Source organism: Rhizobiaceae bacterium, assembly GCA_023953845.1.
Lineage (GTDB): Bacteria > Pseudomonadota > Alphaproteobacteria > Rhizobiales > Rhizobiaceae > Arvimicrobium.
In genome coordinates this window covers 4,390,649-4,405,249 of the sequence record JAMLJC010000001.1, presented here as the reverse complement: position 1 = coordinate 4,405,249, position 14,601 = coordinate 4,390,649, and the positions used below count along the sequence as shown (strand labels likewise).

General features: G+C 64.0%; 9 protein-coding genes. 6 read left to right on the top strand and 3 right to left on the bottom strand.

The annotated features are described in order from the left end of the window. The first annotated feature begins 26 nt into the window (after positions 1-26). The 4 genes from M9955_21755 (at position 27) to M9955_21740 (ending at position 4,304) form a co-directional block, all read left to right on the top strand. Entirely contained in the window at positions 27-1,103 is a 1,077-nt protein-coding gene (locus tag M9955_21755) for a BMP family ABC transporter substrate-binding protein (GenBank protein ID MCO5084269.1), read from the top strand. A 192-nt stretch (positions 1,104-1,295) separates the two neighbouring features. Beyond that, on the top strand, positions 1,296-2,036 hold the full coding sequence (locus M9955_21750) for an ATP-binding cassette domain-containing protein (protein MCO5084268.1): 741 nt from the start codon (positions 1,296-1,298) through the stop codon (positions 2,034-2,036). Positions 2,037-2,115: 79 nt separating this feature from the next. Beyond that, entirely contained in the window at positions 2,116-3,129 is a 1,014-nt protein-coding gene (locus M9955_21745) for an ABC transporter permease (protein ID MCO5084267.1), read from the top strand. Positions 3,130-3,299: 170 nt separating this feature from the next. Beyond that, a complete protein-coding gene (locus tag M9955_21740; GenBank protein MCO5084266.1) occupies positions 3,300-4,304 on the top strand; it encodes a substrate-binding domain-containing protein in 1,005 nt (334 codons plus the stop codon). A 53-nt stretch (positions 4,305-4,357) separates the two neighbouring features. On the opposite strand, the gene M9955_21735 is transcribed toward M9955_21740, so the two are convergent. The 3 genes from M9955_21735 to M9955_21725 all read right to left on the bottom strand — a co-directional run bounded on the left by M9955_21735 (position 4,358) and on the right by M9955_21725 (position 7,655). Next, positions 4,358-5,464 (bottom strand): acyltransferase, encoded by a 1,107-nt coding sequence (locus tag M9955_21735; protein MCO5084265.1) that lies wholly within the window; start codon positions 5,462-5,464, stop codon positions 4,358-4,360. A 71-nt stretch (positions 5,465-5,535) separates the two neighbouring features. Further along, entirely contained in the window at positions 5,536-6,852 is a 1,317-nt protein-coding gene (gene rimO / locus M9955_21730; protein MCO5084264.1) for a 30S ribosomal protein S12 methylthiotransferase RimO, read from the bottom strand. 110 nt (positions 6,853-6,962) lie between these two features. Further along, the gene (locus M9955_21725) at positions 6,963-7,655 is read right to left on the bottom strand and encodes a TerC family protein (GenBank protein MCO5084263.1); all 693 of its coding nucleotides are present in this window, start codon (positions 7,653-7,655) and stop codon (positions 6,963-6,965) included. A gap of 428 nt (positions 7,656-8,083) precedes the next feature. Between M9955_21725 and M9955_21720 the strand changes: the two genes are divergently transcribed. Further along, the gene (locus M9955_21720; protein MCO5084262.1) at positions 8,084-9,973 is read left to right on the top strand and encodes an autotransporter assembly complex protein TamA; all 1,890 of its coding nucleotides are present in this window, start codon (positions 8,084-8,086) and stop codon (positions 9,971-9,973) included. Then, entirely contained in the window at positions 9,973-14,571 is a 4,599-nt protein-coding gene (locus tag M9955_21715; GenBank protein MCO5084261.1) for a translocation/assembly module TamB domain-containing protein, read from the top strand. Before M9955_21720 ends, M9955_21715 begins: the two co-directional genes overlap by 1 nt. The last annotated feature ends 30 nt before the right edge of the window (positions 14,572-14,601 follow it).

The following is a 14,601-nucleotide window of genomic DNA, read 5'->3' as shown; positions in this document are numbered from 1 at the left end:
TTCAAACCTCTAGAGGATCAAGGTCAATGAAAAAAACACTTCTGACACTGGCGGCGGCTGCCGCCGTCACCGCGTTCGGAGCGGTTTCGGCCGAGGCAAAGGTCAAGGCCTGCTTCATCTATGTCGGCCCGATCGGTGATTTCGGCTGGTCCTATCAGCATCATCAGGGCGCGCTCGAGGCGCAGAAGGAGCTGGGCGGCGAAGAGCAGGTCGAGCTTGCCTATCTCGAAAGCGTGCCGGAAGGCGCGGACGCGGAACGCGCGCTGGAGCGCTTTGCGCGGTCCGGCTGCAACATCATCTTCACGACGTCGTTCGGCTATATGGACGCTACCAACAAGGTGGCGGGCAAGTTCCCCGACGTGAAATTCGAACACGCCACCGGCTTCAAGCGCGAGCATCCGAATGTCGCGACCTACAACTCGAAATTCCATGAAGGCCGGTACGTTCAGGGCGTCATCGCCGCCAAGATGTCGAAAGCAGGCGTAGCGGGCTACATCGCCTCGTTCCCGATCCCCGAAGTCGTTCTCGGCATCAACGCCTTCATGCTCGGCGCGCAGTCGGTCAATCCCGACTTCAAGGTGAAGGTGGTCTGGGCCAATACCTGGTTCGACCCCGGCAAGGAGGCTGACGCCGCCAAGGCGCTGATCGACCAGGGCGCCGATATCATCACCCAGCACACCGATTCCACGGCGCCGATGCAGGTGGCGGCCGAGCGCGGCATCAAGGCCTTCGGCCAGGCCTCCGACATGATCAACTTCGGCAAGGAGACCCAGCTCACTTCGATCGTCGACAATTGGGGGCCGTATTACGCTGAGCGGATCAAGGCGGTCATCGACGGCACCTGGCAGCAGGTCGACATCTGGGGCGGCATGAAGGAAGGCCATGTCGTCATGGCGCCCTACGCCAATATGCCGGACGACGTGAAGAAGGCGGCCGAGGAGGCCGAGGCGAAGATCAAGTCGGGCGAGTTCAATCCCTACACCGGTCCCATCACCAAACAGGACGGGACCGAGTGGCTGAAGGCCGGCGAAGTTGCCGACAACGGCGTTCTGCTCGGTCTGAACTTCTATGTGAAGGGCGTCGACGACAAACTTCCGCAGTAAGCCTGCATACATTTCATGCACTGGGAAAGGGCGTCGGGAAACCGGCGCCCTTTGTCATTTGCGTCATTCCGGCGCAAACGTTTAAATCGATCTATAAAAAGGTCGCTTAAGGGGTGACGACGGACAAATTCTCTGATTAGACTAGCTGGTCCGACCAGTGGGAACGACCGGCGGACGGGAGGAGAAGGCTGAATGTCGCTGCTTGAAGTCCGCGGCGTGGGCAAGAGCTTTGGCGCAATCCGCGCTTTGTCTGATGTGAGCTTCGCGGTCGGCGCCGGCGAGGTCATCGGCTTGATGGGCGACAATGGCGCCGGCAAGTCCACGATGGTGAAGCTGATCGCAGGAAATTTTCCGCCGTCCGAAGGCGAGATCACCGTCGATGGCAAGGTTTGTCATTTCCACAAGCCGATCGAGGCGCGCGCCGAGGGTATAGAGGTTGTCTATCAGGATCTCGCGCTGGCGGACAATCTGACCGCGGCGCAGAACGTCTTCCTCGGGCGCGAGGTCAAGAAGGGCTTCTGGCCGTTCCGCATCCTCGACAAGCAGGCGATGATCGACCGTTCGGCCGGGCTGTTCGCGGAGCTGAAATCGGAGACGCGGCCGCGCGATCTCGTCAAGAAGATGTCCGGCGGGCAGCGTCAGGCAGTCGCCATCGCACGCACGCGCCTCTCGAACGCCAAGCTCGTTCTGATGGACGAGCCGACCGCGGCGATTTCGGTGCGGCAGGTCGCGGAGGTGCTCGAACTCATCCGCCGGCTCAAGGCGCGGGGCGTTTCCGTCATGCTCATCAGTCACCGCATGCCCGACGTGTTTGCCGTCTGCGACCGTATCGTCGTTCTGCGCCGGGGTACGAAGGTCGCCGACAAGCGCACCGAGACAACCTCGCCGGAAGAGATCACCGGCCTCATCACGGGAGCGATCCGTGCCGCCTAGCGAAACCGAAGCCGTCAATGAAGGCCACGCTTCGATTTCCGACGTCGTCGGGATCAAGGAGCATACCGCCTTCCAGAGAATGATCACCAGCCAGGCGTTCTGGGTGACGGTCGCGCTGGCGATGCTCATCGTCTTCATGACCATACTGGAACCGAGCTTCGGCACGACCGACAACGTCACGAACATCACGCGCAACTTCGCGCCGATCGCGATCATGGCGCTGGGCATGACGGTGGTGCTGATCACCGGCGGCATCGACCTCTCGGTCGGTTCGGTGATGGGGCTGGTCGCCATCGTTGCCGGGCTTATGCTGACCTGGCACTATTCGTGGTATGTCGCCTTCGGCGCGGGCCTGTTGGCCGGACTGGCATGCGGCGCCTTCAACGGCTTCTTCGTCGCCTATATCGGCATGCCGTCCTTCGTCGTGACGCTGGGCATGCTTTCTATCGCCCGCTCGCTCGCCGTCGTGCTTTCCGGTAACCAGATGCTTTACCAGTTCGGGCCGGATGCGCCGATCGTCAAGGCCATCGGGCAGGCGAAATGGCCGGTCCACACCGCCGACAGTTGGCTTCCGACCTGGATACCGTCGCTCTCCTCGCATTTCTGGGTGATGGTGGTCATGGCGCTGGCGCTTGGCTTCGTCTTCATCTTCACCGCATGGGCGCGGCATCTCTTCGCCATCGGCGGCAACGAGCATGCGGCGCGGCTGACCGGCGTGCCCGTCGACTGGATCAAGTTCCAGGCATACGTCTTCTCGGCATTCTGCGCGGCGATCGCCTCGCTCCTGCTGCTCGGCTACAGCGGCTCGGCCATCAACGCGATGGGAACCGGCTACGAGTTGCGTGTCATTGCAGGCACCGTCATAGGCGGAGCCAACCTTATGGGCGGCTACGGGACGGCCTTCGGCGCGGTCATCGGGTCCGCCTTCCTCGAAGTCATCCGCAACGCGCTGCTGATGGCCGGTATCGATTCGAACTGGCAGGGCGCGTTCGTCGGCATCTTCATCATTCTCGCCGTGCTTCTCGGCATGCAGACCAGCGGAAAGTCGCTCATGGCGACACTGGAGGGGCTGTTTACCTGGAGGCGCGGTTAGAACGGTTCCGGCAAGGCACATATCGGCCGTGTGTCCGGGATTGACTGAAAATACAGAGAGATAGGACATTTCCGTTGCTCGAAGAGGCACGGAAATGTCCTGGGAATCCGGTGGCAGGAAGGAGGCTGCCGGGCTTTGGTGGTCAGTAAGAAGAACCAGTGGAGGAAGCAGTGAAAAAGTATGTTTTGACGGCCGCCGTGGCGCTTTCCGCGCTGATGGCGGGACAGGCTTACGCGCAGCAGAAATATGTCTTCGCGCTCGTGCCGAAGAACATGAACAATCCGTTCTTCGATCAGGCGCGCGACGGCTGCAAGAAGGCCGAAGCCGAAGCCAACGGCGCGTTCGAGTGCATGTATATCGGCCCCGGCGAGCATGGCGGCGGCGAGGAGCAGGTGCAGATCGTGCAGGATCTCGTGGCCAAGAAGGTCGACGGCATCGCCGTTTCGCCTTCGAATGCCGCGGCGATGGCCGTTGCGCTCCAGGCAGCCAAGGATGCCGGCATTCCGGTCCTCACCTGGGATTCGGATCTGCTGCCGGAAAACAAGGATCTGCGCGTCGCCTATGTCGGCACGCATAACTACGAGATCGGCGTGAACATCGCCAAGATCGTGCAGCAGATCAAGCCGAGCGGCGGCAGCATCTGCATCCAGTCGGGCGGAGCGGCCGCGGCCAACCACAATGAGCGCATGCAGGGCATCCGCGACACGCTTGCCGGGAAGACCGGCACCACGTCGCCGGGCGACCGCCTGGCCGGCGAGAACGGCTGGACGGAAGCCGAAGGCTGCCCGCTCTACACGAACGACGACTTCCCGGTCGCGGTCCAGCAGTTCCAGGACTTCATGGCCAAGATGCCGAACCTCGATGCCTTCACGCCCACGGGCGGCTTCCCGCAGTTCGTGCCGGACGCCAACCGCGCCGCGGTCGAGCCCTACAAGGACAAGATCGCCAAGAAGGAACTGGCGCTCGTCGTCGCCGACACGCTGCCGGTGCAGATGGACCAGATGAAGGAAGGCCTTTCGCTCGGCCAGGTCGGCCAGCGTCCGTTCGAAATGGGCTACAAGACCATGTTCTTCCTGAGGGACATGAAGGACGGCAAGCCGGCTCCGGCCGATCCGACCTATACCGGTCTTGACGTCTGCACGCCGGAAACGGCCGATACCTGCATCGCGAAGTAGAACGCGGGTTTCAGAATGTGAGGCGGGCGAGGGGAACCTCGCCCGCCTTTTCGTCACGCTCGCGGTTCGGCGGCTGCCGGCGGGCGGCGGAGCCGCGCGGCAAGACGATCCATCGCAGGCCCAAGCACGGCAACGATGCGGCGTCGCGCTGGCCGCTCGACGAACCGCCATACGGCCCATGAAGCAAGCAGCATCAGGAGGATGGTGGCGAGTGCCGCGCCCCACGCCCCGAGGCGCGGTGCAAGCGCGTTGATCGCGACGTAGCCGACATGCTGGTGAAGCAGGTAGAGCGGATAGGTGATGCCGCCAGCCATCAGGATCAGAGGTGTCGCTGCCAAACGCTCGCGAGAAATGACGGCGCCGACAAGCATGGCGTGGATCGCGGCATTGGCGAGCACGAGTTGCGCCAGCGGAATCGAAATGCCGTAGTGATCCTGCATCCAGTCCCTGCCCACGGTCATGGTGTTGCAGGACAAGAGAAACGCCGCCGCAAAGAGCATCAGCGTTTCGGTGGACCGCCCGTTCGCAAGGATGTGCTGCACGAGGATACCGGCTGCGAAAAGCGCGCCGTATTCGGTGACGAAGAGAAGACGCAACGCCTCACTGCCGAGGTAGAATTCGTTGAGCGCGCACATCGCAAGCCAGCCGGCGACAAGCTGCAGCTTGAGGCGGGAGAACACGCCCGCCATGATCGCCAGCGTCACCCACCCGTAGAAGATGAGCTCGAGCACGATCGACCAGTAGACGCCGTCTACGAACGGCTCGTCGAGCGCGGGCGAGAAAATGATGAGATTCGCGACGAACTGCTTCATCGTCACAGGGAAGGCCGGATGCTGGGCGGCTGCGAGCACGATCCAGCTTATCGCCATGCAGGTGACGAAGCCGGGATAAAGGCGGGCGAAGCGCGCGACGGCAAAAGCCTGCCAGCTGCGCCCCTCTGCCGACCATGCGATGACGAAGCCGCTTATCAGGAAGAAGAGGTTGACGCCGAGATAGCCGTAGATCGCCACGGAGGCGACCGAAGGATAGGCCACATTCAGATAGCCGTCGGCCGCCGCACCCCTGAAGAAATAGTGGAAACCGACCACGGCAAGGGCCGCGACAAGTCTCAGCAGGTCGAGCGTCGCGATGCGGTCGAACGGGTTCTGCGGCGCGGTCAATGGACACCCCGGAAAAGAAGGCCCGATCCTTACCGCAAAGTCGCGATGGAAACGTTAAGCGCGTCTGCGCCTCAGGAGACCGCCTCGCCATAAAGGTCGTAGGCGTCCGCGCGGTCGACCTTGACCGTCACGATGTCGCCTACGCGCAGCGGGCGGCGGGCAGTGAAATGCACCGCACCGTCGATCTCGGGCGCGTCGTATCTGGTGCGGCCCTTCGCGGCCATGCCGTTCGCCTCGTCGATGATGACGGAAAGCCGCTTGCCGACCTTCTTTCTCAGCTGCTGGGCGGAAACCTTCTGCTGGCGCTGCATGAAGCGGTGCCAGCGCTGCTCCTTTACGGCCTGCGGCACTTCGGGAAGGCCGAGATCCTCGGACCGCGCGCCTTTCACCGGCTCGTATTTGAAGCAGCCGGCCCGGTCGATCTTCACCTCTTCCAGCCAGTCGAGCAGCGTTTCGAAATCCTCGTCCGTCTCGCCCGGAAAGCCGACGATGAAGGTCGAGCGGACAGCGAGGTCCGGGCAGATTTCGCGCCAGCGCCGGACGCGGTCGGCGGCTTTCTCGGCATGTGCCGGCCGCCGCATGTTCTTGAGCACCTGCGGCGCGGCATGCTGGAACGGAATGTCGAGATAGGGGAGGATCTTGCCTTCCGCCATCAGCGGGATGACCTCGTCGACATGCGGATAGGGGTAGACGTAATGCATGCGCACCCATACCCCCATCTCACCGAGTTCGCGCGACAGGTCGAGGAACTTTGTGCGCACCTCGCGATCCTGCCAGACGCTCGTCTGGTATTTGAGGTCGATGCCGTATGCGCTTGTGTCCTGGGAGATGACGAGGATTTCCTTGACGCCGGCGGAGACCAGCTTTTCGGCCTCACGCAGCACATCGGCGGCGGGCCGCGATACGAGGTCGCCACGCAGCGCGGGGATGATGCAGAAGGTGCAGCGGTTGTTGCAGCCCTCGGAAATTTTCAGATAGGCGTAGTGGCGCGGCGTCAGCTTCACCCCCTGTGGCGGCAGGAGATCGGCGAACGGATCGTGCGCGGGCGGCGCGGCCTCGTGAACCGCCGCCATCACGCTCTCATAGGCCTGAGGACCGGTGATGGCGAGAACGTTCGGATGCTTCTCGCGGATGACCTCCGGCTCTGCGCCGAGGCAGCCGGTGACGATCACTCGGCCGTTTTCCGAGAGCGCCGAGCCGATGGCGTTGAGGGACTCGTCGCGGGCGGAGTCGAGGAAGCCGCAGGTATTGACCACCACCAGATCGGCGCCGTCATGCTTGCGGCTGATCTCGTATCCTTCGGCGCGGAGACGGGTGATGATGCGCTCGGAATCCACCAGCGCCTTCGGGCAACCGAGGCTCACAAAGCTTATGCGTGGAGCGGCCATTTCCATTCAGCTCTTCTTGAAGAAGGCGGCCACCTATCACAGGCGCGCCCCGAATGTAATCTCAGTCAGCGCAAGCGGCGCATTTCGCGGCGGACGCCCCGCGCGGTCCGTCAGTGGCCGCCGACCCCTCCGCCGAACCAGCCGCTCAGGAAGCCGAGCTGGTCCGGCCATTGCTTGACCGCGCCTCCCAGCAGCATCTCGACGGCGACGTAAAGGATGATGAGCAGGCCGACATAGGCGATCCAACGGTACCGGTGCAGCAGCCTTGCGATGTAGGACGCGGCAAACCCCATCAGGGCGATCGACAGCGCGAGACCGAATATGAGCACCGTCGGATGCTCCATGGCGGCGCCCGCCACCGCCAGCACGTTGTCGAGCGACATCGAGACGTCGGCGATCACGATCTGCCACGCCGCCTGGGCGAAGGTTTTGCGCGGAGCCCTGTCCGCAATCGCGCCGCTGGCGTTGAGATCGGTGTCGCTGAGGGCCTCCGCGGCCTCTTCCTCTTCCTGATGCCCGCCGCGCAGTTCGCGCCACATCTTCCAGCACACCCAGAGAAGCAGCAGACCGCCGGCGATCAGGAGCAATGGGCCGATCTGCAGCAGCCACGTCGTGATCAGCGCGAAGCCGATCCTGAGCACCGTCGCCGCGATGATGCCAACGAGGATGGCGCGCTTTCGCTGATCGGCAGGCAGGCCGGCTGCGGCGAGTCCGATTACGATGGCGTTGTCGCCGGCCAGCACCAGATCGATGGCGATGACCTTGAGCAGAGCCTCAAAGCCGGCGGCGGTGAAGATTTCCATGGAGTGCATCCTCGAAGATGTATGAAGGCATGCCGTAAAGAGGTGTCTCGGTGCCGTCAAGGTGGGCCTCTAACGGACACCGACCCGCCTTAATGACAAGAAAAAGCCGGCGTTGCAGCCGGCTTGAAATGACGGGCATGGGGTTGGGGGCGGGGAGATGCCCGTCGGCGATGAAAACGAAGCCAGGCGGGAAAGGTTCCCGCTCCATCCCTGGATTTTCCGACAAAGCCCGTCTCTCGGGAAGAATACGGTAAGATAAGGTCGATACCTTCAGGCGGAAACGACGGAAAGCCGGAAGGCAAGTGTCGTTTTCGGGTAGAGTATTTCGTTCGGGACGCTATAACGCAACAAGGGAGGGCTTGGGGCGGTCGCGTCGGGGAGAAGCAGTGAGAGTACCGCCGTCCAGGCGCTGGCCAGTATGGGGATGTATGGTCGCGCTTGGCGTCGTTCTGGCCGGGTCGACGTTGCCTGCGCACTCCTTCGAACTGTTCGGCATCAAGATATTTGGTGGCAAGGAAGACGAAGCTGACGATACGATCGGCGAGCCCTACCGCTATTCCATCGAGTTCTCGACGTCTCCCACAGCCGACGAAGCCGATCTCGACGCTGTTCTGAAAGGCGCATCGACCCTCTGGCAGGACCGCGAGAAAGCGGCGTCCGGTGCCGCCGGTCTTTTGGCGAAGGCGCGGGGCGACTACCGGCGGCTGCTGGCATCGCTCTATGCCGAAGCGCGATACGGCGGCTCCATCAGCATCACGATCGACGGCCGCGAGGCGGCCGACCTGCCGCCCGATGCGCAGGTTTCCAACCCGGCGACGATCCGGGTTTCTGTCGATCCGGGGCCGCTTTTCCATTTCCGTCAGGCCGACATCGTCAACCGCGCTCCGCCGACAGATGACCGCAAGGATCAGGTCATGTCACCTGAAAAGGCGGGCTTCATGGCAGGCGAGATCGCACGATCCGGCGTCATCGTGCAGGCCGGCAAGCTTTCGGTCGAAGCCTGGCGCCAGCAGGGCTATCCGAAGGCCGAAGTGGCCGAGCGCCGTGTCGAGGCCGCGCACGATCAGGACGTGGTCGACGCGACGCTGGTCGTCGAGCCCGGCGGCCATGCGACTTTCGGGCCGGTGACCGTGCAAGGCACCGAGCGCATGGACCCGGACTTCGTCGCTTACATGACCGGCTTGCCGATCGGTGAGGAGTATGATCCCGATGAGATCAAGAAGGCGAACGACCGGCTCGCCCGTCTGGATGTCTTCCGCGCCGCGCGCATCGAGGAGGCGGAGGAAATCGGCGCCGACGGCAGTCTGCCGGTCGCGGTCATCGTGCAGGAGCGCCTTCCGCGCCGCTTCGGCTTCGGCGCGAGCTATTCCACCCTCGATGGCCTCGGGCTCGAAGCCTACTGGATGCACCGCAACCTGTTCGGAAAGGCGGAGCGGCTGCGCTTCGACGCGAAAGTCGCCGGCATAGGAGACACGTTCGAGGTGGACGAGTTCACCTATCGCGTCGCTGCCGCTTTCACCAAGCCGGGAGTCTATACGCCGGACACGGATTTCATTGCCTCGCTGGTCGGCGAGCGCGAGGTGCTGGACGCCTATACGCGCAATGCCGTGATCGCGACGACCGGCTTCACGCACATCTTCACCGACGAGCTTTCGGGGCGGATCTTCGCCACGGGCGGCTATGCCAAGTTCGACGACGACGTGTTCGGCAAGCGGGAATTCCAGACTGCCGGCTTCATCGGCGGCGTCACCTATGACGGTCGTGACAACAAGGCTAACGCGACGCGCGGTTTCTACCTCGATTTCGAGATGGAGCCCTATTACGAGTTCAACTACGGCAATCCGGCGCTGCGCATGGTCGCCGAGGGGCGGACCTACTACGCCTTCGACGAGGATGCGCGCATCGTCGCCGCCGGGCGGCTGAAGCTCGGTTCGATCCTCGGTCCCGGCATAGCGGAGATCGCGCCCGACAAACTGTTTTTCGCCGGCGGCGGCGGTTCGGTGCGCGGATACGAATACCGCAACATCGGCGTCGAGACGCCCGCTGGTCTGGTCGGCGGGCGCTCGCTGGTCGAGGCGTCGGCGGAACTGCGCGGCAAGGTGACGGATTCGATCGGCGTCGTCGCCTTTGCCGATGCCGGCTATGTCGGCGCGGATTCGCTGCCGAAATTCTCCGAGGAGATCAAGGTCGGCGCCGGTATCGGCCTGCGTTATCTGACGGGGCTCGGGCCTATCCGTCTTGATGCGGCCGTTCCGCTCAATCCCGGCGACGGCGACCCTGACTTCGCCTTCTATGTCGGCATAGGGCAGGCGTTCTGATGCGGTTCCTCCTTGTCCTCTTGCTCATTCTCTTCGCCGCGCCCGCTTTCGCGCAGGAGACGCCGGAGGAGGAGCGCTCCTATTTCATCAATTATGTCGAAGAGCAGCTTTCGACGCCGAACCGGCAGATCCGCATCAACAACATACAGGGCGTGCTTTCTTCGAACGCCACCATCGGCGAGATCACCATTGCCGACCGGGAGGGCGTCTGGCTGCGGATCACGAACGCACAGATCGTCTGGACTCGTCTCGCCCTGCTGCGTGGACGGCTCGACATAGACCGGCTCGCCGCCGATCGCATCGACATCCTGCGCAAGCCCTTGCCAGACGAGTCGCTGCCGTCGCCGGAAGCCGGCGCCGGATTCTCCGTTCCCGAACTGCCCCTGTCGGTGGAACTGGATGAGTTGCAGGTGCCGCTTGTCACCTTCGGAGAAGACGTCTTCGGCCTTGCGGCGCAGATTTCCGTGGCCGGCAGGCTCTCGCTTATTGACGGTGCTCTGGATACGGCGCTGAACGTGACACGCCTCGACGGCCCCGGCGGCAAGTTCGACTTCACGGCGAACTACGCCAATGCCACGCAGGTTCTGGCGCTCAATCTCGCGCTCAGCGAACCTGCGGATGGCGTGATCGCCAATCTGCTCGGCATAGAGGGCCGGCCTCCGATCGCGCTGACGTTGCAAGGCAACGGGCCGGTATCGACGCTCGATCTGGCGCTGACCATGGATGCGAACGCCGAGCGCGTGCTCGAGGGTACGACCAGCCTGCGGCAGGCCGCGGACGGCATCCGCTTCACCGCCGATGTCGGCGGGCCGATCTCGACGCTGATCGCGCCGCGCTTCCGTTCGTTCTTCGGCGCCGACACGCGCCTGCAGACAAGCGGCACGGTGCGCTCGGCCGGCGGGCTGGCGCTCGACTCGCTGACGATCAACAGCGCGGCGCTCGCGGTGCAGGCCGCGCTCGAAACGACGCCAGACAATTTCCTGCGCCGCGTCCGTCTCAACGCGGTGATCGACAATCCCAACGAGGAAAGGACTCTTCTGCCGATCGGCGGGGCGGATGCCACGGTGGGCAAGGCCGTTGTCGATCTCTCGTTCGGCGAGGATGCGTCCGACGCCTGGAACGGGCGTATACGGATCGACGCTCTGTCGACCACCACCTTCGGCTCGAAAGTGGTCGACATCGAATTCGGCGGCCTCGCGACCAACCTCAACGATCCGGCGAACCGCACCGTGACGTTTTCCGCCAAGGGCGGTGCATCCGGCGTCGTCGCGACGGACGCGGCAATTGCGCAGGCTTTGGGAGAAATCATCACGCTCAATGTCGACGGGAGCTGGCGCGCCGGACAGCCGGTCGATCTTCCGGTGGCGAGGATCGCGGCCAATGGCTTCAGCCTTGGTCTGGCCGGGCAGATTGCCGAATCGATTTTCAATGGAACCGTAAACGTCGACGCCGCGGACATTTCGCCGTTTTCCGGACTTGCGGGCCGCGACCTGAAGGGTGGGGTCAGGCTGGAGGCCAAGGGCACGATTTCCCCGCTTTCCGGCGGTTTCGATCTCATGATCGACGGAACCGGCAGCAACCTTGCCACAGACATCACGGCTGCCGACAACCTTCTGCGCGGCGAAACGCGCCTCACCGGCGGCGTCGGGCGCGGCGAGCAGGGTCTTGTCGCCCGACAGTTCCGGCTGGCGAACGATCAGGTCGCGCTGACGGCGGATGGCACCTACGCCACGGGAGCGGCTAATTTCGGCTTCGACCTGACGCTGGAAGACCTTTCGCAACTGTCGGACCGGGTGACCGGCCGGCTGTCCGCAGCCGGAAAGGCTGCTGGCAGCGATGGCCTTATCGGCCTGACCTTCGGCGCCGACATCACGAACGGCTCCGTCGTCGGCAAGAATCTCACCGATACGAAAATGGCCTTCGAGGGCACGCTTCAGGACGGCAATCTGAACGGACAGGTGACCGGGAACGCCTTCCTCGACGGCATTCGCGCGCAACTTTCCAGCGGCGTCTCCGTCGCCAATGGCGAACGCAGGCTGACCGGCCTGAATTTCACGGCCGGTGGCGCCAGCATCAAGGGCGATCTCACGCAGGGCTCCGATGGCTTGCTGAACGGAAACCTGACGCTCGACGCTGCGGACATTTCGACGCTCGCGGCGCTCGCCATCATGGAGGCGAAGGGCGCCATCGACGCCGAAATAACGCTGACGCCGAACGACGGCGTGCAGAATGCCGGCGTGAAGGCCGAGGTCCGTAATCTTGCCGTGGAACAGACAGCGGTCGGAAGGGCCGACATAACGGCATCCGTCGCGGATTTGTTCGGCGTGCCGATGGTCGACGGCACGGTCGCCGCTGCAAACGTCAAGGCGGCCGGCATCGACGTCACACGCCTCGACGCGAAGGCCACAAGGCAGGGCACGACTACGGACTTCAACGCCACGGCGGCGCTGGCCAATGGCGCCGACGCATCCGTGACGGGCGCATTGACGCCGGTGGATGGCGGTTTCCGCCTCGCGCTTTCCCAGATGGAATTGACGCAGGGCAGCCTCGCCGCCCGTCTTGCCGAACCCGCTTCGCTGCTGGTTCAGGGCCAGAATGTCCGCATCGACAATCTCGCTCTTGATGTCGGCGGCGGCCGTCTGAGCGCGGCAGGCGAAATTGCCGACACGCTCAACCTGAATGTCGATATTTCCGCCCTGCCGCTCGCTGTGGCCAATGCGATCCGTCCCGACCTGCAACTTGGCGGCACCATCGACGGCAAGGCCACGGTCGGCGGCACGCGGCTCCGGCCTGCGATCAATTTCACGCTGAAAGGCAATGATCTCGCCGCTGCCGCGCTGAGACAGGCCGGGCTCAGCACGTTGAACGTCGATGCCTCCGGTCAATCCTCCACGACCCGTCTCGATATCCGCGCATCCGTGACAAGTCCCGAGGGCCTGCGAACCTCGATCTCCGGCGCGGTGCCGCTCGATGACGGCAACCTCGATCTCAACGTCGATCTCGCCGCGTTTCCCCTTGCCGTGATGAATGCGGTGGCGCGAGGGCAGGGGCTCGGCGGCAACCTTTCGGGCACGGCGCAGGTCACCGGCAAGCTTTCCGACCCAGCCGCGCGCTTCGACATACGCGGCGCGGGCGTTCGTGCCACGGTGCTGGACGAGGCGGGATTGTCGCCGCTGGAGGTAAGCGCGGCCGGCTCCTACGGGAACAATGCGGTCGCACTCTCCCAGGTCACGGTCGCGGGACCGCAAGGCCTGCGTGTTTCCGGCAACGGCCGCGTGCCTTTCGCCGGCTCCGGTCTCGACGTTTCGCTGAACGGCGAGGCGCCGCTATCGCTGGCGAACCGCTTCCTTGCAGATCGCGGCACACAGGTCTCGGGCACCGTGTCGCTCAGCGCGTCGGTAACCGGCGCGCTCCAGCAGCCCGTCATTCGCGGCATGTTTTCCACCATCGGCGCGACGGTGGTCGACCCCGAGGCCAATATCCAGCTCAACGACATAGCGGTGATGGGTGCGATCGATGGCGAGCAGGTCACGCTGCGCAGCGCCTCGGCAGCACTTTCGACCGGCGGACGCATCAGCGCCGGCGGCACCGTCTCGACCAACGCCGCGGCCGGTTTCCCCGCCGATCTCAGGATCGTTCTCGACAATGCCCGCTATGTGGACGGCACGATGGTCATCGCCACGGTCAGCGGTAATCTCGCCATGACCGGTCCGTTGACCCGCGATCCGCTGCTGTCGGGCATGATCAATGTCGATCGTGCCGAGATCATGGTGCCCGAAAACCTCGCGGGTGGTGCGGCGCAGATCGACGTCAAGCACATCAAGCCGCCGAAGGCCGTGCAGGAAACGCTCCGCCGCGCCAGGGCGAATGACGGCACGCCGGTGCCGCAGGGGCGCCCGAGCGTCGTCCGGCTGGACATCAATGTCAGCGCGCCGAACCAGATCTTCATTCGCGGCAGGGGACTGGACGCGGAAATCGGCGGCTCCGTACGCCTTACCGGACCGGTGACGAACATCCAGCCGGTGGGCGCCTTCCGCCTGATCCGGGGACGCCTGTCGATCCTCGGCCAGCGCATCACCTTCGACGAAGGCGAGGTGACGCTTGTCGGTGATCTCGATCCGTTCCTGAACTTCGTGGCGCGCTCCGAGGGCGACGACATTACGGTGTTCATCACCGTGCGCGGCCGCGTGTCGGATCTGGACATCAGCTTCTCCTCGCAGCCCGCGCTCCCCGAGGACGAGGTGCTTGCACGCCTGATCTTCAAGCGCAGCCTCGGCGAACTTTCGCCTTTGCAGATCGCGCAGCTCGCGGCAGCAGCGGCCGAACTGGCCGGCGGCTCCAACACGTCCCTGCTCGGCTCGCTGCGCAGCGCGACCGGCCTCGATGACCTCGACGTCGTCACCGACAGCGAAGGCAACGCCGCCGTCCGCGCCGGCCGCTACATCCGCGACAACATCTATCTGGGGGTGGAAGCGGGAGCCAAAGGCACGACGCGCGGTACCATCAACCTCGACATTACCGACGACTTCAAGGCCAAGGGCGCGGTCGGCTCCGACGGCGATTCCAGCGTCGGCGTCTTCTACGAGAAAGACTATTGAGGTCAGTGCTGCGTGATGCTCCAACGCCTT